Below are 17,948 nucleotides of genomic sequence, written 5' to 3' on the forward strand. Positions count from 1 at the left end.
CGCTTACGCTTAACCTTAGGAAGGCCGCGGCTTACGCGGCCTTTTCTTTTTGTGCGACAAGCGCGGCCGCGCGGCTGCGGGCTTCCTCGTCGGCGGCAAAGACGGCGTCCATGGTTTCGGCGCTGCCTGTCGCGATCATCTGATCCATGACGGCCTCGGCGATGTCGGCCATCTCCAGGAAGCCGATGCGGCCGTCCACGAAGGCATGGAAGGCGATTTCCTCGGCCGCGTTCATGATCGCGCCCTGCAGGCCGCCGCGCTCGAGAGCGGTGCGGGCAAGACGCAGCGCCGGGAAGCGAACCTCGTCCGGCGCCTCGAAATCCAGCCGCGCCAGCTTGGCGAAATCCAGCCGATCGACGCTGAGCTTCGTGCGGGCGGGGTAGGTGAGCGCGTAGCCGATGGCCGTGCGCATATCGGGACAGCCGAGCTGCGCCAGCACCGAACCATCGCTGTAGCCGACCATGGAATGAATGACGGATTGTGGGTGAACGACGACTTCGATCTGGTCGGGGCGGACGTTGAACAGGTGCTTGGCCTCGATCATCTCCAGCGCCTTGTTGAACATCGAGGCGCTGCCGATGGAGATCTTGAAGCCCATGGACCAATTGGGATGGGCGCGGGCAATCGTCGGCGTGACATTGGCCATCTGCTCGCGCGACCAGGTGCGGAAAGGGCCGCCGGACGCGGTGATGATGATGCGCTCCACCGCATGCTGCTGATCATCCTCCAGCGCCTGGAAAATGGCGCTGTGCTCGCTGTCGACCGGGATCAGCCGGCCGCCGCCTTCGGCAACGGCACGCACGAAAAGTTCGCCGGCCGAGACGAGACATTCCTTGTTGGCAAGGGCGATATCGGCGCCGCGCCGGGCGGCCGCCAGTGTCGGGGCGAGGCCGGCCGTGCCGACGATCGCCGCCATCACCCAGTCCGATGGTATGGAGGCGGCCTCGATCAGGGCATTTCTGCCGGCACCAACAGCGATGCCGGTACCAACAAGCGCGTCTTTCAGTGCCTGATAGCGATCCTCATTCGCGGTAACCGCGAAAGCCGCGCCGCAGGCTTTGGCCTGCTCGGCCAAGAGGTCGATATTGTCATGCCCGGTGATCGCGGCGATGTCGAAGGCTTCACGTCCGCCCAGCTGCGCAATGACATCGAGCGTATTCTGGCCGATCGAGCCGGTCGAACCCAATATCGTCAGGCGGCGCCGCCCCTTGCTGCCGGTGGTCATTCAGGTATCCGCATATTGCCGAAATTCCCTAAGGCTCTACAGGGGAACGCGAAGTGCGGCAAGTGTGATGCCATGCAACCCCACTTGCCCGCCGATGCGCGTTTAAGGCGAAACCACTGATTCGATGATATTTTCAGCCAATTATTGAACCAAATGCGAAGTGCTGCGTTTTCCGTCCACTCGAATGCGGAGGGTAGTGGATGGTTTTCAAAGCGGCGACATTTCACGGCATGGAGCTCGATCTGGAAAGTGAGCAGTCCAGACGCTCGGCACTGGAATCCACAGTTGCCAATGCGCTCGCCGTCGCCGGCGGGATCGATGCGTCCGATGTCACGGTGACTGCCGCCGGCCAGGAGATCCGCCTGGACGGCACCGTCGCCACCCTGCAGGAAGTGAAGCGGGCGACTACGGTGGCGGAGTCGATCCCCGGCGTCAGGCTGGTGAGGAACAGGATCGCGGTGGGGTGATATCCCGCTCGTGCCCTTGTCTTTCGCTGAACATGGGTTCGCGATTCATCTCATTTTTCTGAGGGGAAACTCATGGGAAAGATGATGGCGGCCGTCGCGCTGGCGGGCATCCTCGTGGGCGCTCCATCAGTATAGCGCAGAAGGTTCACGTGATGAGCGCCTGCAAGCAGCATAATTGCGGCTCGGAGCGGATCGCCGTCATGTACAATACAGAAATGCGGTAGCGTTCAATGGCGGTTATCGTTGGCTCTGCGTGCCACCGGGCCGGCAGCCACGACCAACCACACCCTGCGGAAAGAGTGGAAAACCTCGCAGCGTCACTTGCCGAGCCAGCCCTTTCGGTGCCCCGCTGATTTGTAATTGTGGCGGAGGGTCAAGCTGATGTACCGAACGACGACAGAAGAAGAGCGCGAATTCCTAGCGCTGTTTGGCCTGGTTGTGATGGACTGGAATGTTCTTGAGGCAGCCATTGAACTGATCACTTACCGTCTCGCAGGTGGCGGCGGCCACATAGAGGTACTGACCGGTCATCTGGGCGCGCTCGGCATGAATGAAGCTATGAAGACTTTGTCGACTGAGTTCGGCCCTGCGGATCTACGTAACGATATTGCCCACCTTGCTGAAATGTTCGACCGCCTTCGGGAATACAGGAACTATTATGTCCATGGAATCAGGCTGCTAGGAGCGGGAGGTGATAGCGGTCCGGTGATCGGGCTTAGTCAGAGCACAACATCCAAATCTCGACTGAAGCTACATCAGGCCATTGTTACGAAGGACGAGTTGATGGTCCTGTCTGGGCAACTCGATGAATGCAAGCGTTTTGCCGATTGGCTCACCGTCAAATTATATGGGATCGAAGGGCCAGAGATGCCGATCTTACCCCGCCCGGACACGCCTGCGTTGCCGGTTAGATTAAAAAAGCCAACGATCTTTCTGACTGACCAAAGATAGCTGCGGCGCACAGTGAGCGATAAGCCTGTCAAAACACTAGCGCGCCCGTGAGCAGGCCTACGAGAGCGCCTATGCCCTGAAACGCTTCCCACATCAGTGAAAACCATCTCCAGCATGATCCATGCAGCGATCGGCGCGCCGAACATAGGTCTCAACCGTGCGGGGATCTCGATGCCGGTCACTTCCATGATGTGCGATATGCTGGCCCGGTTCTCCGCGGCCGACGCGAAGAAGCCGGCGCGCAGCGAGTGCCCAGAAGCTTCTCGACATCGAGGCCGGCCGTCTTAGCGCGGAAAGCCTTTATCCAGATAGTACCCGAACGCTTGGCAGAATGTGTTTTTGTGTTCGATTTTTCTGGATATCGGCGACGATCTGGTGAGCGCGCTTCCTTGCACGAGAAATGACCGCATCTTTGCTGATCGCATACTGGATCATTGCTGAGCCAATAGTGATCTGCATAGTTTCGTCGTTTAGTTGCATTCCGCAGACGCCTTGACCGACGGCCAGAATGGCGACCTTTTCAATCCATAACGATTCCGGCTTCGCGAGCGCTGGCATGGCGACCAGTGCAAATCCTATGCCCAAAATAGCAGCTCGCATCTACTCTCCTCCATCGCCTTATGGAGCAACGTGGCTGAGCATGTCGCATGTTGCAATTCATGTCGCATAGATTCGCGGTGATTCGCCGGGAAACCAACGGGGGCCAGTTGCAACAAGAATGCGACACGAGCTGGAGCGGTTTAATAGGTTTGTCCCAGAGGGGATAGATCGTAGTTGATTTTGTTGCGTTTTTTACCCTCGTTTAATTTGATATGTCCCTGACGCTTTAATAGGTCTGTCCCTGAAATCGCCCCCAGAATTAGGGCAATAAAAAAAGGCTCCGAATCGGAGCCTTCGAAAACGTCGTAAGATGATGGTGGCGCTAAGTCGTTACTCGGTCAAAAGTGAACTTGTCCAGATCGCTCCGCCAATAGTACCTTCCTGGCCGGGACCCGGGGTCGAAGCTTGGCTCAATGCCGAGCAATTCCATGCGTCGCGCAACGACATCGGCACGTGTGCCATAAATCGAGGCGATTTCGGCAACCGAAATATGAACGCGCTGAAAATCCTCGAGAGCCTTCGGTTCGATGAACGACTGCATCTGGCGCGACGACCGATTGAGTCTCCTGACCGACGAAAGGACCCCGCTCGCGACAAGAGGGTAGGCTTTGTACTTCGTGGTATTCAATAAATTGGCGGCTTCCGCGATCGTTAGAAGATCGGGACCAATCTCCTGCTTGACTAAAAGACGTCGCTTCTCTTGGGCCTCCTTCAAATTCACGAAGAGATTGACGAACGTGGGGCCGGTGCCGGTCCGGGCAACACCATGAATTTGGCCGTCCAGAATCATTTCAACAACTTCATTTAGCTGGCAGTTGCACCTGTGGGCCACCCTCAAGATTGGCAGGTAGCCATCGAGATCGATCGCCGTCTGAGCCCGTTCAAACAGGCGACTTTGAAAGTCGGTCAGCTCTTGCCTCCTGATGCGGGTGTAGATGCGAAGACCGCCACGATCTGCCTCGACGCGAGGCAAAAAACCGGCATCGATAATCTCGTGCAGCCTTGGCCCCCTCAAATCCAGAATGGCCGCCGCCTCGGTAAGGGATAGCGTATCCTGCGCTGCCTTCAGGATGGGCTTCGCCAGCTCCGCGTCGAAGGAAACCCTTGCCGTTGTTGCCGTTCTCGCTTTCAGAAGTCCGGCTTTCGTCAAAAGCTCTACGATGCGCGGTTCCCTCAGGCCGTATTCGACACTCGCTGAGCGTACGGTGTGACGGTAGCGCCTGCGCGTGGGCAGAATACAGATGTGGCCTTCACCCAATGGCATGTTTCTTTCCGCCAGGTCCTGAAATAGCTCGACGAGGGTTGTATAGGCCGGAACATCGCGATTGCGACGAAGCCAGCACAAGATTGGTTCCATCGGGGCCGCCTCGTCTTCCAAGGCGGGGCTTTCACCGAGCACAAGTTCCGAAACCAATTCCGAGATGTAGGCTTCGCCCAGCTTTACGGCGTTGAATCCGTACTCCGCATCGTCAAGGTGCTCGAACGAGCCATTTTCGCTAACCGCAGCGCCGCGATATCGACGCAGAAAGCGGCCGAAATGCTTGCTAAGGTCGGCGACTACATACGCCTCGAGACCATCAAGGAAAGGAAATGACCTCCCTCCCCGGATGCGGCTGGTGAGATAGATGTCCAGCTCCCTCGGACGATCGCCGTCGGCATCCCGATCATTGTTGGCAAACTCTTGTGGATGGGACCGAACGAAAGAAGCGAAATCGTCCTGGCCGTCATCACAGGCCACTTCCGTGATGCGCGACCCGTGGAGTGGGCAGGTTCGAATTGCCTTGGTTTCCCACCATGCTCGCACATAAGGGCGGGAGCCGATGCGGCCTTCTCCCGCCCGAAAGTCGTTCTCGACGCAACTGACACAGAAGCGGTGAGTCTTTCCGCGGCGATACTCGCGGCTGAACACCGCATCGCCCAACCCGAAGCAAAGCTTCTTGTCGAGCGTTCGCGAAGCGTAGCGAGCAAGTTTTGTGTGGTCTTCTCCAGACCATTCAGCCAGGAGAGCCATGGCAACGGAATCGCCGCGGGAGATCGCGAACGCTGTTGTTTCCGTGCAGTCCAGGAATGCCTCAAGCGAGGGATAGCCGTTTGCCGTGGAGAGGCGGGATGCGAAACCAAGCGGCGTTTCACATTCGTGAAACATGATCGAGATCGGCAGTTTCATCGGAACTTCCTTTCGAATGCCGTTATCAGGCGAGGTCCGCAAGTGCATGACGGGGGACGAGATCGCGCCAGCGGGCGGCGGTAAAGACGTTGTCACGGGGCATGCACCCGGTGTCGCGTTCGTAGTTCCGCGCGAACTCCTTGAGCGAGAGCGACTTTCGCCCTCGCTCAAGCGCACGGAAGCATGCCTCCTGCACCATCGCGATCATCGAGCCGAACGCGCCGTTGCCCGCCAGACACAGCTTCTCCGGGAAGTCGTCTTCCAGAAGCTCTGCGGACAAGCCCAGGCCGCATCCTTCGGTGGTTACCTTCGCCAAAATGCCGGTGATCCACTGCGTGTCCGCGGGGCAGTTAAGTGCGTCGTAGCGCAGGACGCGGGAACGGTTGGCAAGCTGGGGGTCGCCCCTGAGCAGTTCCGCCAGCTCGGGAACGCCGGAATAGATCGTGTGCAGAGGCCAGTCGGCAATCTGGATCAAGCTTTTCAGCGTGTCCTGCACATGGCGGATGGCCGTCGCAGTGTTGTGCCGCATGACGTGTTGCATTTCGTCGATATGGAGGTACTTCACGCCACGCTCGCGAAGCTGGACCTTGAGGACCGCAAAGAGCGTGTGTTCTGTCATTCGCTCCTTTGTGGGCAATCCCAAAGCCGTTAGGATCGCGATCGCCAAGGCCTTCGTGTTGCAAGGCCGCGGCGCGTCGATGCTCAGCACTGGCGAGACGGTCTCGCCGTGCTCGTTTAGGTACGGACGGAATTCCGGCATCGTTTCGAAGTGGTGCTGGAGCGAGCGGGTCTTCCCGCTACCCGAATCCCCGATAACAAACAGGGCGCGCCGTTTGGAACCAGCACCCAGTTCGCAGTCTTCGACGTTGACGGCCATCTCCCGGAGATAGGAAGCCAGCTTCGTGTCGCGGCCCGTCGTGAAATAGCTACCGCGAACGCCAGCCTTGAGGGCCGCGAAGTCGGAAGTTTCGTTGGACTTGGCGTTGGTCATGTCAGTCGTCCTCGTTGTAGTCGAGAGTGGAAACGATAGGGGCCGGCCGCGACGGAGGACCTTGCTCGGTCGTGGGTGCGTTCGCGCCAGGGGTGGATTTCAGGTGGTCGATGGGCAAGGCGCGCCTCGGCGGCCCGCGGAGGGGATCGGCGGGAAGTGCAATCTCCGACACGAGTTCGGGCAAGGTGCCGGATCGACGGGTGCCTGGCTTCCAGCCGCGCATGACTTCACGCTCCATGCGCTCACGTTCTTCGGCATCGGGAATGGCGGGGTTCAGATGGGCGCGGATGGTCGCCGATTCTCCGGCGCGCCGAAGCTTGTTGACGGCTCCGTACATCGCTGCCATCCCGTCTTCCGCCTCGGCGGCATTGTGCGCGAGTTCCTCCTTGCGGGCCGCGATCCACTCAGCGAGCGAAATGTCATCGTTGATGCCGACGGTGTTTTCGACGGTGAACCAGCCTTCGTTGCCTTTCACCGCGATCCAGCGGACGTTCTCGGGATCGGTCTTGATCTCGAACTCATTCTTGCCGTGGTGCATGCGCTGGACGTTGAGTTCGTCGCTTCCGTAGGTGATGCACTGGTAGGTGATCCCGTCGTCTGAGATCGGCCGCTTCGAAGGCTCGCCGAAAACGTGGAGCATTTCCTCGTCCGACGGCACCTGCCGAACGCGATACTCCTGCGTGGCGCGGACCCAGGCATTGTGCGGGGAATTCCCGCCGAGCGAGGCATGTGGCTTGTTGTGGTAGATGTCGCAGATCGCGTAGGTGAACATCCGGACGAACTCGTCCGTGGTTACCGCGGCAAATTCTTCCGGATCGTAGTCCCCCTTCTCGGCAACCGAACCAAAGGTGCGACCATCGAAGAACTGGGCGATCATCGGGCCGACGGAATGGAAAAGGCTCTCGATGAACGGACGGCGCGCGGGGTCGCCTGCGGGCGGACAGGTCGGGTTCACGAGGGCGGCCTTGAAGACCGTGCGCGTGCGGTCGGCGATGAACGCCGATCCGTTGTCGGAATAGACTTCCTTCGGTCTCAGCATGCCGATCCAGGGCGTTTTTGCGCCCACCGATTGCGAAAGCAACCGCTTGTCCGTCATGATCATGCGAAGCGCCGCGATGGCGGCGTTTGCAGTCGGATTGAATGTTGCCCTGAGCGCGAGGACATAACGGGTCGCAACGTCGATCGCCGCCACGAACCAGATACGCACCTTCGGAATGTTCGCGCGCACCTTCTCTGGGAGGCCCTCGTATAGACCCGTTTCCACGAGCAGCGTCATGAGGTCGACATTGACTTCGTCAATCTCGACACGCTGTCCGGGAGCCAGGATGTCGTAGGTCCGCAGGTTTCTGGAGTACTTGTCGACCGCCCACTTTTCGCCGTGACGGCTGGCGTCTTTCTCGAACTCGTCGAACCGGTTGATCATCGATTCGAACTTGGTTCTCGAAACCTTGTGCAGCTTCGTGGTCCGCGTCTGGTTGATCTCGAAAAGCTCGGCGCAATACAGCAGGTAGCAGTGAGCCTTCGTGGGTTTCTTGCGCGACAGATACCGACGCGCGCCACGGTGGGCGACCGCCATGCTCTCGGGGCAGCTCATGAAGAGGCGCTTGCCGGGGCCGTGATGACGATGCGCCAGCGCGAGCGTCTTCCTGCCGCATCCCATGTAATCGGCATAGTCGCGGTTGAACTGGCGCACCGACGGCGCACCGAACGAGATGGCCCCCTGATCCCCCCGCTTGCGGCGCTCGCCCTTCGTACCCTTTTCGATTTCATCCGCCCACTGGTCGAGCAGAGGCTGAAGCTTCTCTTCGGAGCGCGGGAGCGACTTTCCGGCTCTGAGGCACTCGTCCTCGTAACGCAGGATAAGCTTCTCGCGAAAGCTCGGCAGGGCGCGTTTCTCGGGATCGAGGCCTTCGAAGGTCTCGTCGCCCCAGATGAGGCGCAGTTTCTGTTCCGGGATGCTGTTGTAGCGATAGCGGATCGCCGCCCGCTTTTCCGTCAGTTGGCGGTGGATTTCCGCATGGCTCATAAAGACCTCGCGCCCGTCATCTTCGTGACGCACTACGTAGCCGTCCCCATCGGCGCGCAACGGAATGTAATTCTGGTTGGCGCAGGTGAAGAGGTCGGTGTCATCCATCTCGACAATGGAGTGGTGGTAGACGAGCGCAGGCAGGGCGTGGTTCGGCATCGAGGTCTCTTGACTCCGTTGAAAACGATAGGGCAGCGCGGGAAAGGACAGTCAGGACGGCACGGTCAGCCAGCTCAGGTCCGAAATGCGCCCCCGGGAGAGCGGGACCAGATGGCCACGATCAATCAGTTGCCACACGGCATCGCGCCGACTTCCGACATGGCGGCAGCCTCGGAGCAATTCGCCGAACCGGAAACGACCGGCGAGACGTTTCGCGATCGATAGGGTGGTTTCGTACTCGATCGTGTCGAAATGCTCGCGGGCGCGCAGGATGTCGTGGGCGTTATAGAAAGCCTCGTAGGTCGCATCCTCTTCCGTCATGAGGCGCAGGTCGTCCGCCACATGGGAAAAGTCTTGTCTGGCGATCCTGTTGAACATTTCGAGGATTTGCGCCTGCTTGCGGGCGTGTTTCACCGCGATGGCCACGCGGAAACCGTCGTTGAACACCACGTAGTAATCGAAGGTATGGTCGTGGATCACGCCATCGTCGTCGGAGAACGAGAGGACGGGGAACTGAGAATGAAGTTCCCGTACATCGGCGCGCCCCTGCATGATCGTCGAGACACGGTGTTCCAGCTCGCTCTCGTGGAACACCACGGTGCCGTTGAAGATCGTGAAACCGCGCGCCGTCTTCGCCTGGCGAAGCGCCGGACGCCGCGTCGCGTGTCCTTCGGTCGGCTCGTTCCAGAAGAGTGGGATGTCGCCGCGCTGGCTGGTGCGGCCGCGGTATTTACAGTCCTCCGTCTCGGTGCGGCCGTGCTTACCCTTCAGCTGGATTACGGGGGCTTCGTATTGCCGAGAAGACGCAGCCATAGGCGCAGGCGCACGGCGACGGTCGACAAGAAAGCCGAGTCTGGCCTTCTTGAGCGCGATATTACGGGCAACCGTGTGGGCGATGTTCATGCTCGGCTCCTTCCACCTTGTCGCTAAGCGACCTGCAAGATTGGCTGGAGGAGATGCCTTTTCGGAAGAGGACTAGCCTCGTTTCGAGAAGTCAAAACCTGCCATTCGCAGTGTGGTTCCGCCGTCCGCGGGGACGGTGATCCCCGCGTCAGGCAGCTATCTTCCGGTTGCTGTGCTTACAGGCCGTGGCGGCCCGGGCGGTCGGATACGGAGCAGATCATGCGGGCGATCTCCTCCTCCAACGGGATGGTCGTCAGGTCGTCGAGGGTGGGAAGATCGATGTCGGCCGTTCCGATAAAGAAAGCGGAATCGAGAATGTGTTTGGACAGATACATGGGCGCACTTCTCCTGTGGCCGCTCGCGTAGGCGGCGGCGTGCGTTGAAACGGATTGGAAAGCGGAGCTCCGTCCGGCGTCTACCTAGACCGGCCAGCAGGAGCAAATGCAGTCAGGCGTCGCCGCCTGGCTATTCGCTCCGGTTCACGGGCGGTGGGGCAGATGGTTTCCGGGGCAAGATGTGCCCCGGAAACCGACGTCCGGCGTGCGGGAGAACGCGGATCGACGATCGCCGTTAACGCTTTACGCGTCATACGGCGATGTGGGCCGGTTTTCCGTTTGATTTCCGGGGCGTGCCCATCTACAAGTACGTCATGGCTTAAATCCTCAAATGTGGGCCATAGGCTGACACCTGCGCTAACGGGTCCAGCCACTCCAAAACGGACCGCTCTGAACAGCGGTCCGTTTCTATCTCCGGCACCAGACAACTGGCACCGTTGAGTGGCATGTAGCCCTACACCCCCGGCAATATCAAGACCCCAACCTTGAGCGAAAAATGCCGATCGCGGCCGAGATTCAACTCTGACGCGTCCAGCCGATTTTCGACTCATCAGCTCTCCGCTGCAGACGGGCAAGCGACGCGCAAGGAAATTCGCGGAAAACCGGAGGCCACTGATTTCCTTGGAAAATTCTAGAACTCGTTGGTGAATCCTTGGAGAGGCAAAAGAGCAGCTGCGACGCGCAGGTGTCGCAAGGATTCGATGGTCCAAGGTCTCGCTTAGCGAGTTCTTGAATTCTCGTTTTGGATGTACCGGGCCTCTGTTCTCGCAGACGGCGTCGAGAAGCCAAGAAGCCTTGCGTGGTCTCGATTTCGAAGGCGTCGACACTTGACATGTGCCTTCCGAGAAAGATTGCCAGACCAGCGCGAGCCGTCTGCATTTTCCCGAGTTATCCGGAGAGCTCGCGTTAGCCAAACCCTCAGCGAATTCCTTGATTTCATGTCTTGCCATGACGCGATCTCCTTTCTTTGCCAAGGATTCGGGAAAGGATTCCCGATTTTAATAATTCAAGAACTCGATGCGGCAATTGATCGAGATTTCCTTTGCTCAGGCGTGTTGGCGGACTGACTTGAGCGGAGGTTCATTCGACAGCTCCGCGCAACCTATGCCGGTAGATGCAAAAATTAACCTTTCTGAAATCACTCGTAAAAAAAGCGATTTCAGGCTCTTCGAAGGCCAGGTGGCTCATTCAAACAGCCGGTTGCGTCGCTCGAAGCGGCATCTTGCAATGCGGTGCGAACGTCATCCGCCGAGAGCATACGCTCCTTCATGAGCCTTTCGTGCAGGGTCAACAGGACGCTTCGATGGTCTTGGAGCAGGGACTTTGCTCTGTCGAACTGCGTTTTCAGCATGGCGTCCACCGCCTGCCGGAGACCCTTTCGCTGCGATCGGAACGCCGACAGTCGTTCGGGAGTATCGGCCGTTTCCACCGCGAGGCTGCCGCCCAAGCCCCATTTGATTTCCATCATCGTCGCCAACTCGGTTGCCTGGTTCAGGTCCGCGTGCGGGTGACCGGCCGCTGCGGTCTCGAAGTCTCCGAACATCAGCTCCTCGGCCGCGGCTCCCGCGAGCAGCACCGCGATCTTGTTCTGGAAGTAAGTCGATGTTTTTCGGGCGAACATCCGTTCCTGGAACCTGGCCCCTCCCAGGGGCTGGACGACCAAGTCCTCTCGAACGGTTTTGTTGATCGAAACGGAGATCAGGGGATCGGCATCAACCAGCACACCGACGATGGCGTGGCCGAGCTCGTGGACGGCAACGAGTCGCTGCATGGCAATCGGGATCGTCCGAGTGGGTGGCAATGCTCCCTTGACGTCGGAAAGGATAATATCGCGGCCCTGCCGGCGAGCGCTACGTCGGGCCTGCCGGACACCCTTTTCGATATCCGCTCCAGACCACCCTTCCGACGCCGAAGCGACGATCCGGATTTCCTCGTCCGAAAGGCGGTCGCCAAGGTAGAAGCGGAAGATGCCCGAACGGGTTTCCTCGTCGGGAAGACCGATTTCGAAATGGCGTTCGAGGCGGCCGGAGCGCAGCAATGCGGCATCGATCAGATGAGGATAGTTCGTAGCGCCAATGACGATGACGCCGTCACGAGCTTGCCCTCCGTCCAAAAGCTCGAGGAGGCTATTGATCACCTGACGAGCATAGGACGAGTTGCGACCCGCGTCCTCGGTCCGGCTCCCGATGGAATCGAGCTCGTCGATCAACAGGATGCTCGGCTTCGCAGCTTCGGCGTCTGCGAAGCTCTTCCGCATAGCCGTCAGCATGTCGCCAAGGTAGCCGGAACCCGAGGATTGCCACTGAGCCGCCGATGCGTAGACGAACTTCGCTCCGCAGGTGCGCGCCAAGGCTGACCCGAACGAGGTTTTGCCCGAACCCGGCGGACCATACAGAAGGACGCCGCGATCAATGTCGTCCCAGGTGATCTTTCCGTCACGCCACGCTTCCACGTCGTCAGAGAGTTCCAGTCCCCAAGACTTCGCGTCACCGTAACCCGAGAGTTCGTGCAGGGTCGGCCCGGAAGGGACGTCCGTCGAAACACCCGTATTGGGATACAGACGCAGCCTCCGAAGAGCGGCAGGCAACGGACGCCCGTGTCGAACGGCGATCGCTGCGTGGATCGGGGGCTGACTGGCGAGGAGAGCAGCGTCTTCGTCGGTGAGATTCCCGAAGCCCATGTTGCGTGCTGCGATGCGGTGATCGTCGGCCGAAGGAGATGGTAGCTCCGCGACGACGTCTGCCGCGAGCCGGATTTCGTTGGCCAAGAGTTTCTTGTCGGCTACCAGAATGATAGCGCGTCTGAGCCTCTTTAGTTTCCTGAATTCCATGAACCCTTCATCCACGTCGGTCTCGTCAAGGACCGGGACGACGTAGTTGTAGCCTTCCACTTTGCTCAGTGGCAGGGTTCCCTCGAGCAGAAATCTGGCCGCGCGTTGGTACGCATTGAAGTTGCCGCCCGGTGGCAACGCGAATGCCACCACGAAACCCGATCGCTTCTTGAGGAAGTGCCGGATAACCCGGGACATGGTGATGACCGCCAGATGGGTAGGCAGCGACAGTGCGTCGCTATCCTCGTCGTCAAAGGGGTCGATGTATGTTTTAGGGAAGCGTCTGCTTTTCTTGATGGTCATCGTGGCCTCGGTGTTCGGAATTGGAGCGCGGACTAAAGGTCACGCACATATCCGTCTCACCGTGGTCTCAGGACCGATCAGGCCAGCATCGAGGTCCACCGAGATGAAGCCCTGAATGATCAGGCTTGCAAACCCGGCCACCGCTTTCGTTTCCGTGAAGGCCGCCAGGCTTTCCGCAACGGTCAGGGTACCGTTTTCGTCGAGCCCGGCGAGCAAACGTAGCCGATCTCCGAGCGGCACCTGGTAGTTGGTGTACCTTAGGAGGTCCTTCGCGTTTCGAAGTCTCGGCCCGCCATAGATTTCATCCCGCCGAAGCTGGCGGTAGGACATCCCCATTTTGCGTGCGGAAGCCGCCAGCAGGTCGATGTCGACATCCCTGTCCGGCGCGTCAACGAGTTCGAGGCAGCCATCGGCATCGAGGATTTCGAAATCCGGCACGTGAGCTTCGTCCCCGTAAGGAAGCGAGGACGGCAGGCATTTCCAATGAATGATGGCAGGATCGAAATCGAAAATACAGGCGGCGTCACGCGACACCTGCGATCGGTAGATGGTGACACCGTTACACTTGATGGTACCAGCTGGATAATAGGTTCGGATCGACGCGGTTTTTCTATTGGCGCGCAACGTCAGCGCGCGGGACGCAATACCCATAAGAGCACCTCAATGACCTAATAGATGATCGGAGCCGCCGACGGGCGGTTCGAAGATCAACGTATTCGTATGAGGGCGGCGCGCTGTTTCATGACGTGAACATTTAGAGAACATCGCGTGCACCGTCAAGAGGTCGCACGCGGAAAAGTTGAATTTTGTTGCCATTCAAGGTGCGAGGTTACTGTCTGACAATCCGCGACCTATGACAAAAACGGTGCGTCAGGCATATCAAACACCGTCTCGAACTCCCAACTCTCTTGCCAAGCGGAATCGATGTCGAGCGGGATACGCGTCACCTTGAATCCCGCGCTTTGATCCCATTCCAGCACCGCGTAATTTCCGAAATTGAGGTTGCGATACTGCTTCCACCGATCTCCTTTCAAAAATACCTTGGGGCGGATCGTACGGCGGAGATCAAGCGCCGAGACGTTGATGAATTTTGCGCCTTGGTGGCTGGTTTCAGCGAAACCGTGCCGATGACCAAAGAGGAAGACAGCGACACCAGCAAAATCAGTCTGTGTTTTAACAAGTCGGTCGTGAGTGACGATAACCGTTCGCTCCCTTGGCGCTTCCACTTGCGTCAAGACCTGACTGAGGCTGCGGCGATTCCATGCAAGGACCTCATCAGAAATGGATGATCGCTGACGCAAGTACTGGCTATAGGCATCTGCGCCCTTTATGTCTTCGACCATCTTGGAAAGTGCGTTGTTTCTCCGGCGGCGTTCCGCATCCAGAGCTTTCAGCTTCCGCTGAGACGGCGACCTCCGGGAAGTGGCCGTCAACGCATCAACGGAAGCAGTGTACTCGGCCTCGATGAGGGCCTTCTGTCGGATCGCCTCGTTTTCTGCGTCGTTGAGAGCGCGGATAATTTCAGAATGAGTGTCGCCTATTTCTTTATATAGACGGAGCGCCTCGGGGTTCTGCCCCCAACTGGCGGTGCACCCGCTGAAACCAGCGAAGGTTATCGGACCAGACTTGAACGGGGACAGGTGCAGATGGTGACAAGGGTCCCCGAAAGAAACATCGTAGCTGAGCTTGTGATCCCAGTTTCCATAAACGTACAACACCGGGCATTTGAAAGTCGCCAGGACATCGAAAATCTGATGGGTGCTATCTGAACCTATGTCACCCGCAACGATAAGCGCGTCAAAGCAATTGGATTCCTGCGCTCGCATCTTCTCGACCGCACGAAGGTTGTTGTGAATGTCGGAGAGGAGCAAAAATCTCATTCGTGTGGCCGAGTTGACGGGGGAGAATATCACGGCCTGCGTCTGTCAGTAACTGCTCGACCGCATCGACGGGGGCGTATGTCTGGAGTGGAGATTTTGAGAGCAAGGGCTTCCCCGAACGCTTGGGACACCCCGAAAGTCAGTCTTGTCGGCATTTGACCTCGTTGCCTTCGCTTGCCGCGATATAGGTGCGTTCAGCCGCTTACTCTACCTCGGTCGCCGGCGAATGGAATATGCCCTCGGCGCGTTCCCAGTCGGGGAAATCTGGATCGAAACGCCGGGGCTCGATGGCGAAGCCCGCGCGCGTCATGCGAGATGACGACGTAGCTTCCGTCATTCAGGAACCGATAGTCTCCCGGTCCAGCGCACCTCAATCCCTTCCCTATGATCTCCGGGTCATAGGCTATGTTGCGTTGGCAGATAACTAGCGCCACCGGCTAATGCGCTGGAAATCCCGACGCTAAAGAGGCGTGGTGATAGAGGTTGTCGAACTTGCGCACGAAGGCTTCTTGCAGGCCTTGGTCGGTTTTCAAGGCTTGGCGATAGTTCGCAAGGTAGGCGTCGATTGCGTCGCCCATGGCGTCACGGTTGACGACCTTGGTTTCGAAATCTACCAGCGGGTACCTGGACGAGCCACCTTTGACGACCCAACCATCCTTTGTCTGCGCTTCGTGGACGAGGCCGCAACGGATGTCGCGGTAGAAAGCGGTCGCCTTGGCTTTTGTCGGGATAAAGTTCGAGAACGGCGTGTTCCTTCGAAGGAAGTCCACGAACAGTCTCTTGCTGTCGCCGTACTCAAAATTAGCCCCCCAGTCTGCTCCGTGGCTGTAGTTCCACCCTAAGCGCAGGGACGCAAGGAACTCCAGAAGCGAGCACTGGATCGTGAGTATCAGAAACCCTTCGCCTTTCAGGTTTCTACTACGAGCGATTCCTTTGATGGGGTCGAGGTAACGATGCCTCAGTCTGGTGTCGAGACATTTGCCCGTCGCGTTCTCCCACTGCTCCGGAGAGGGGGCCACGGCCAGAGCGGCCTTAATCGCCGGCCAAGCGCCAGGAAATTGATCTTGGTTGTGCGGCGAGTTCACCCGCTCGGTGAGGATCGTGTCAGACATCTGGAGAGACCGGCGTGCCGATTACCGTCAAAGAAGCTCCCTCAGCCAACATCTCGCGATAGTCGACCTCGATCGGTGCCGAAGATGGTCTCACGTATACGGATGACTCGGGTAGCTTTTCGGCTAGACCCCTGATCGTTTTCGCCAAGCCATGTATAATCTTATGCGTGAGTTCCATTGTTGCTATACGCTTGAATAGCTCGCCGAATTCGAGCCCGTGATCGAATTGGAGGTGGGGAAAGGCGAATGTGCCGCCTGGAATGTCCATGTGCGTCACATCCATCCGCACATGCGCGAAACTCTCGTCGGAATGGGCATATGCCTTCTGTCGAAGGTTGACGATCAGTTCATGCAGCGCTCGCTCTTTCGCCGTAAGCTTGACCCCTATTCCCCGCAACGACAGCTGATCGTGCCGACTTCCCTTACTCTTGGTGAAGGCTCGGCCGTAAGAAACGATGAACGTGGTTTCGAAGCATTTGAAGCGCCGAAGCTCGATCGTCGAGTACTTTGCTTCCGGGTCCAACTCTTCCCCGAGAAACGTAATCGCGCTTAGGGCCATCTGTAGATCGGCATGCGCGATGAGCAACCGCTTCAAAAGGTCTCGCTCGTCGTTCGTGATTGTCGTCTTATCAGTTTCCACCCGTTCCCCTCGCGCGTAGCCCGTGCGTATATATAGTTTTATTGTGGTCCTTAGGCCAACCGGAACGCACAGCTTTCTCCGTGAGTAAGCTTTCCAACCTCAACTTATGACAGTATCGGGTCTTGCGAGACAATCTAGATTTCGATCCGGGGTAGACATGGTTTTGAGTACTGAAGAGGCGCTGAGGCGTGTCAGATCAATCGTTCCGATGCTGGTCGCCGATGTACAGACGGCCGTCCTGTCTCATGCTGTTCTAGAGGCCAGCAACGACACGATCCCCGCTGGCATGAAAGGGCGTTGGACTGAATTCAACGAAACGTACAACGCAGTCCAGAACGCTCTTACTTTGAAGCTCGCGCTGGACATCGCGCGTATCTTCGACGTTTCGGCTCCCGGGAGGTATGCCGTCGAGGAGCAGGACAAGGCATCGGTGCAGGTCCTGGCGGCGCTATTACAGCGGGAGGACGTCACGGCGGAGTTGGAGAAGACCGCAGCGGGATGGATGCCCGGTTTCGACTATGCGGGCGACGATTTCGCGGACATGCCCGATGGCGTCAGTCGTGTGCTGGAAGAGATGGCAGAGGATGATGCCGAGGAGAACAAGGTTGGTTGCCGCGCTGCGATCAACGCGTTCGTCGCCGAGGCGGCCAAGTTGAAGAACGAAGCCGAAGAGGCGCACGGCGCGCTAACCAGGGTGCGGGAGTTCCGCAACAAGCGGCTGGCCCACTCGCTTTTCGACAAAGAGCCTGATGCCCTTCCTCGGTATTCGGACCTCGACACCTTGCTTGGGATCGCCAAAATTGCAGCACGGCTGTCCAAGCTGGCTGTGGAAGGCGGCAACACCGAACTTGAGGAGCAAGCGAAGCGGAACCGGATCAATGCCGAGGGTTATGTCGTTTGCGTACTGGACGGCTTGAAACGGGCATCAAAACCGGAAACTTAGGTGAGAGCGGTTCTATTTGGAAAGCTGCTTTGCAATCGCTCCGAGGCAACCTGCGAAATCCTCGACGATTTGACCGCTCCGGCGCTGACGGCTCGTCGGTCGCAACCACTCGAGATCGAGAGGCAATCTGGTATCGGAGCTGCCGGACGTTTGATTGAAGACGACTGTCATCGCTTCAACGATCATCGAGAGGGTCAGATTTCATGTATGTCTATCGCCGTCTTCAACGCAGTGGTTAAAGTGATACGATCGACTGTAGGGATTGATGGTCGAGCATCGCGACCTGCGGGGAAGGACTGCTGCTGTCACACTAGCTGTTAAGGGCGGCCCAACGAGCCGCCCTTAACTTGACTATCGCACAGGGATCGGACGCGTATGCGAAAGAACGATCGGCTTGATGTGCATTTCAGTCTCCT

The 17,948-nt window shown here is 58.4% G+C and carries 17 protein-coding genes; 4 read left to right on the forward strand and 13 right to left on the reverse strand.

Annotated features, from left to right (window positions below; translation table 11 throughout):
- Window positions 1-31 precede the first annotated feature (31 nt).
- Window positions 32-1,225, reverse strand: coding sequence for a 1-deoxy-D-xylulose-5-phosphate reductoisomerase (gene dxr / locus JTP94_RS00215; protein WP_204848568.1), 1,194 nt, complete (start codon window positions 1,223-1,225; stop codon window positions 32-34).
- A gap of 200 nt (window positions 1,226-1,425) precedes the next feature.
- On the opposite strand from dxr, the gene JTP94_RS00220 reads away from it, so the two are divergent.
- The 3 genes from JTP94_RS00220 (at window position 1,426) to JTP94_RS00230 (ending at window position 2,643) form a co-directional block, all read left to right on the forward strand.
- On the forward strand, window positions 1,426-1,692 hold the full coding sequence (locus JTP94_RS00220) for a BON domain-containing protein (RefSeq protein ID WP_204848569.1): 267 nt from the start codon (window positions 1,426-1,428) through the stop codon (window positions 1,690-1,692).
- Between the two features lie 131 nt (window positions 1,693-1,823).
- Window positions 1,824-1,916: an Ivy family c-type lysozyme inhibitor gene (locus JTP94_RS35975; RefSeq protein WP_409456571.1), complete on the forward strand. Its 93-nt coding sequence runs from the start codon at window positions 1,824-1,826 to the stop codon at window positions 1,914-1,916.
- Window positions 1,917-2,073: 157 nt separating this feature from the next.
- Window positions 2,074-2,643: a hypothetical protein gene (locus JTP94_RS00230; RefSeq protein ID WP_204848570.1), complete on the forward strand. Its 570-nt coding sequence runs from the start codon at window positions 2,074-2,076 to the stop codon at window positions 2,641-2,643.
- Between the two features lie 300 nt (window positions 2,644-2,943).
- On the opposite strand, the gene JTP94_RS00235 is transcribed toward JTP94_RS00230, so the two are convergent.
- The 12 genes from JTP94_RS00235 to JTP94_RS00285 form a co-directional block, all read right to left on the reverse strand.
- Window positions 2,944-3,243: a hypothetical protein gene (locus tag JTP94_RS00235; protein ID WP_204848571.1), complete on the reverse strand. Its 300-nt coding sequence runs from the start codon at window positions 3,241-3,243 to the stop codon at window positions 2,944-2,946.
- A 322-nt stretch (window positions 3,244-3,565) separates the two neighbouring features.
- Window positions 3,566-5,410: a TniQ family protein gene (locus JTP94_RS00240; protein WP_204848572.1), complete on the reverse strand. Its 1,845-nt coding sequence runs from the start codon at window positions 5,408-5,410 to the stop codon at window positions 3,566-3,568.
- A 25-nt stretch (window positions 5,411-5,435) separates the two neighbouring features.
- Window positions 5,436-6,401 carry an ATP-binding protein gene (locus JTP94_RS00245; RefSeq protein ID WP_204848573.1) on the reverse strand — a complete coding sequence of 322 codons (966 nt, stop codon included), beginning with the start codon at window positions 6,399-6,401 and terminating at the stop codon, window positions 5,436-5,438.
- Window position 6,402: 1 nt separating this feature from the next.
- Complete coding sequence (locus JTP94_RS00250) at window positions 6,403-8,586, reverse strand: integrase catalytic domain-containing protein (protein ID WP_246754596.1); 2,184 nt, start codon at window positions 8,584-8,586, stop codon at window positions 6,403-6,405.
- 51 nt (window positions 8,587-8,637) lie between these two features.
- Entirely contained in the window at window positions 8,638-9,489 is an 852-nt protein-coding gene (locus tag JTP94_RS00255) for a hypothetical protein (protein ID WP_210383990.1), read from the reverse strand.
- Window positions 9,490-9,665: 176 nt separating this feature from the next.
- Window positions 9,666-9,824, reverse strand: coding sequence for a hypothetical protein (locus JTP94_RS00260; RefSeq protein WP_157385284.1), 159 nt, complete (start codon window positions 9,822-9,824; stop codon window positions 9,666-9,668).
- Window positions 9,825-10,983: 1,159 nt separating this feature from the next.
- Window positions 10,984-12,957: an AAA family ATPase gene (locus JTP94_RS00265; protein WP_210383991.1), complete on the reverse strand. Its 1,974-nt coding sequence runs from the start codon at window positions 12,955-12,957 to the stop codon at window positions 10,984-10,986.
- Window positions 12,958-12,996: 39 nt separating this feature from the next.
- Window positions 12,997-13,608: a hypothetical protein gene (locus JTP94_RS00270; RefSeq protein ID WP_204848574.1), complete on the reverse strand. Its 612-nt coding sequence runs from the start codon at window positions 13,606-13,608 to the stop codon at window positions 12,997-12,999.
- Between the two features lie 200 nt (window positions 13,609-13,808).
- On the reverse strand, window positions 13,809-14,837 hold the full coding sequence (locus JTP94_RS00275) for a metallophosphoesterase family protein (RefSeq protein WP_204848575.1): 1,029 nt from the start codon (window positions 14,835-14,837) through the stop codon (window positions 13,809-13,811).
- A 202-nt stretch (window positions 14,838-15,039) separates the two neighbouring features.
- Window positions 15,040-15,174: a hypothetical protein gene (locus JTP94_RS35735; RefSeq protein ID WP_281434770.1), complete on the reverse strand. Its 135-nt coding sequence runs from the start codon at window positions 15,172-15,174 to the stop codon at window positions 15,040-15,042.
- A gap of 100 nt (window positions 15,175-15,274) precedes the next feature.
- Window positions 15,275-15,949: a hypothetical protein gene (locus tag JTP94_RS00280; protein ID WP_204848576.1), complete on the reverse strand. Its 675-nt coding sequence runs from the start codon at window positions 15,947-15,949 to the stop codon at window positions 15,275-15,277.
- Window positions 15,942-16,589, reverse strand: coding sequence for a hypothetical protein (locus JTP94_RS00285; protein ID WP_204848577.1), 648 nt, complete (start codon window positions 16,587-16,589; stop codon window positions 15,942-15,944). Before JTP94_RS00285 ends, JTP94_RS00280 begins: the two co-directional genes overlap by 8 nt.
- A gap of 157 nt (window positions 16,590-16,746) precedes the next feature.
- Between JTP94_RS00285 and JTP94_RS00290 the strand changes: the two genes are divergently transcribed.
- Window positions 16,747-17,532: a hypothetical protein gene (locus tag JTP94_RS00290; RefSeq protein WP_204848578.1), complete on the forward strand. Its 786-nt coding sequence runs from the start codon at window positions 16,747-16,749 to the stop codon at window positions 17,530-17,532.
- Window positions 17,533-17,948 lie beyond the last annotated feature (416 nt).

It is taken from the genome of Martinezella lusitana, assembly GCF_016901135.1.
Lineage (GTDB): Bacteria > Pseudomonadota > Alphaproteobacteria > Rhizobiales > Rhizobiaceae > Rhizobium > Rhizobium lusitanum_D.

What these genes read in the sequence shown, in the direction of transcription:
- JTP94_RS00255 (WP_210383990.1), bottom strand. Translation starts at nt 9,489, where the DNA reads ATGAACATCGCCCACACGGTTGCCCGTAATATCGCGCTCAAGAAGGCC.
- JTP94_RS35735 (WP_281434770.1), bottom strand. Translation starts at nt 15,174, where the DNA reads ATGACGGAAGCTACGTCGTCATCTCGCATGACGCGCGCGGGCTTCGCC.
- JTP94_RS00260 (WP_157385284.1), bottom strand. Translation starts at nt 9,824, where the DNA reads ATGTATCTGTCCAAACACATTCTCGATTCCGCTTTCTTTATCGGAACG.
- JTP94_RS00290 (WP_204848578.1), top strand. Translation starts at nt 16,747, where the DNA reads ATGGTTTTGAGTACTGAAGAGGCGCTGAGGCGTGTCAGATCAATCGTT.
- JTP94_RS00220 (WP_204848569.1), top strand. Translation starts at nt 1,426, where the DNA reads ATGGTTTTCAAAGCGGCGACATTTCACGGCATGGAGCTCGATCTGGAA.
- JTP94_RS00270 (WP_204848574.1), bottom strand. Translation starts at nt 13,608, where the DNA reads ATGGGTATTGCGTCCCGCGCGCTGACGTTGCGCGCCAATAGAAAAACC.
- JTP94_RS00230 (WP_204848570.1), top strand. Translation starts at nt 2,074, where the DNA reads ATGTACCGAACGACGACAGAAGAAGAGCGCGAATTCCTAGCGCTGTTT.
- JTP94_RS00250 (WP_246754596.1), bottom strand. Translation starts at nt 8,586, where the DNA reads ATGCCGAACCACGCCCTGCCTGCGCTCGTCTACCACCACTCCATTGTC.
- JTP94_RS00275 (WP_204848575.1), bottom strand. Translation starts at nt 14,837, where the DNA reads ATGAGATTTTTGCTCCTCTCCGACATTCACAACAACCTTCGTGCGGTC.
- dxr (WP_204848568.1), bottom strand. Translation starts at nt 1,225, where the DNA reads ATGACCACCGGCAGCAAGGGGCGGCGCCGCCTGACGATATTGGGTTCG.
- JTP94_RS00240 (WP_204848572.1), bottom strand. Translation starts at nt 5,410, where the DNA reads ATGAAACTGCCGATCTCGATCATGTTTCACGAATGTGAAACGCCGCTT.
- JTP94_RS00265 (WP_210383991.1), bottom strand. Translation starts at nt 12,957, where the DNA reads ATGACCATCAAGAAAAGCAGACGCTTCCCTAAAACATACATCGACCCC.
- JTP94_RS00280 (WP_204848576.1), bottom strand. Translation starts at nt 15,949, where the DNA reads ATGTCTGACACGATCCTCACCGAGCGGGTGAACTCGCCGCACAACCAA.
- JTP94_RS00245 (WP_204848573.1), bottom strand. Translation starts at nt 6,401, where the DNA reads ATGACCAACGCCAAGTCCAACGAAACTTCCGACTTCGCGGCCCTCAAG.
- JTP94_RS00235 (WP_204848571.1), bottom strand. Translation starts at nt 3,243, where the DNA reads ATGCGAGCTGCTATTTTGGGCATAGGATTTGCACTGGTCGCCATGCCA.